This window comes from Alteromonas sp. McT4-15 (assembly GCF_020515205.1).
Lineage (GTDB): Bacteria > Pseudomonadota > Gammaproteobacteria > Enterobacterales > Alteromonadaceae > Alteromonas.
The window spans coordinates 1-2,011 of sequence record NZ_JAJALG010000086.1 but is presented as its reverse complement, the minus strand read 5'-3'; the positions used below and the strand labels follow the sequence as shown (position 1 = coordinate 2,011).

Here is a 2,011-nt window from a genome sequence, read left to right as displayed (position 1 = left end):
GGGGTTCTAGGGATTTTCCCCTCTAAAAAGACATAATCCTCTGTAGACCACACCAATAAATGGCTGCGGAGGTGGTTTACTTTCAGCTTGGAGCCTAATCATCCACTATCGGCCTTGTTATTTCGCCAATATTGGGCAATTTCCCAGTATTAGTGAAGTTATACGTTCCGCTTAAGTTGATATTTTGCCACGCAACGGGCGAAACAGCACGAGTGATACCCGCTTTCTCTTCATCTCCTCTCGCTTCAAAGTGTCCCAGCAGATGACTCAGTATCGCGGAGTTGAAGTAGATGATCGCGTTGGCAAGCAATCTTGCACATTCATTCCAGATAGCGATTTCACTCTCGTTTTTGCCTCGGAACTGATCGCCATTCACCGACGCAATAGCCCGTCTCAGGAAGTGCCACGCTTCTCCCCGGTTAAGGGCACGCTGAACGTACTGCCGCAAACTGGCATTGTCTATGTAATCCAGTAAATATTGCGCTTTGACCAGTCGATTATACTCCGTCAGCGCCTGTAATGTCGGGTGCCCCGAAGGATAACCAGACAACTTTCTTACCAGCATTGCCTGTGTCGTTCGCTTTGTCTGAAGTGACAGAACAATGCGCCTAATATCCTGCCATCCCGTTTCGATGACATTCGTCCTGATGGGCTTTTTCAGGGCAAGGTTGGTGCCGCCGTGTTCATTTTCAGTTACGTCAAACAGATCATTGATGACACTACTGAACTGCGCGTATCGCGGTGCAAAACTGTAACCGCATAGATCCAGTAAGGCGAAGTTAACATGATTGACACCGTGTGTATCTGTCGAGAGTACGTCAGGTTTGATTTCACTGCTGTTGGATTGTAACAGGTCATAAATATAGTGTGATTCGTGCTCGTTGGAACCGATGATCCGAGCATTGAGGGCGCTGTGGTTGGCCACCAGTGTCATGGCCGTGATCCCTTTGTTGGTGCCGAAATACTTAGAGGAGTACCGGGTTTTAAAGGTTTCCAGATGGGTTTCGAATTTCTGACCATCCGCACTGGCATGCAGCTGGTCCTCCTGAATATGGTAGTGGCGGAAGATGGGTAGCGCTGCAACCGCATTATTGATCACGTCGCTGGCGTCATGCAGCGTTTCAGGCCGGATATAGTTGGCCTGCACCGTACTCAGGTGTTCATAGCTTCGATCGGAGATCTGCGCCATGCCATACACACCACGGTGAGTGGCGTTGGCAATCAGAATGGCCAGTAAATCATCCTGATGAGTGAACCCTTGTTTTTGTATCGGAAGTACATGAGTCAGACATTTCATGAACCCGGTTTCGCGCTCTACATACCGCAGTACATCCGCGATACCGACCGGTTGCATTCGCTTAAAAAAGGGATTGTTGACCAGAGATGTAGCGCTTTTGGTCGGCAGACGCCAGCGGGTACCGGTACGATTTTTCATGATCACATTTCGATTGTCTCCCTCATCAATATGGAGAGCAACGTCTTTGAGTGCACTTTCCAGCCGGTGTTGTTTCTCCTGTAACAATAACTCTGCGGGCTGTTTTAGTCTGTCCAGTGTTGATGAGGCCAGCAAGGTATCCTGCGATGTCTGGGGGATCAGGTCGTCTTCCAGTGCGCGGTATTTGGTAACATTTGGCAAATAAATGCGTCCATTCAGTCGTGAGGTTAACTGCCGGTAGAGCAGCCATTCGTAACGTTGCGGGTTAACGTTATCCTGTTTAACCAACCATGGGAGGTGCTTTTTCGGGATGAGCGACGTATCCATCGTCTTCAGTGGTCCACCGAATGCGATTTCCGTCTGCATCTGTTGAAGTTGGGCGACGACGGCTTCTGAGCCTTTACCGGCCTCACATTCAAGGCACAAGAACACCTGCCTTAACAGTTGCTCCAGGAGATTGCATTGTTCATCGTAATGTTGCCACTGGTACTCTTCCACGGTCCGTTTCTGTTTTTTCAGGTAAAGGCAGAGGGTCTGGATATCCCTGTCATTCATGACCTTCAATGCCTGTTGTCT

At 49.2% G+C, this 2,011-nt stretch carries 1 pseudogene; it reads right to left on the bottom strand.

Annotated features, from left to right (window positions below):
* Positions 1-94: 94 nt before the first annotated feature.
* Positions 95-2,011, bottom strand: a pseudogene (locus tag LHL20_RS20820) (Tn3-like element ISShfr9 family transposase); the annotation flags it as partial.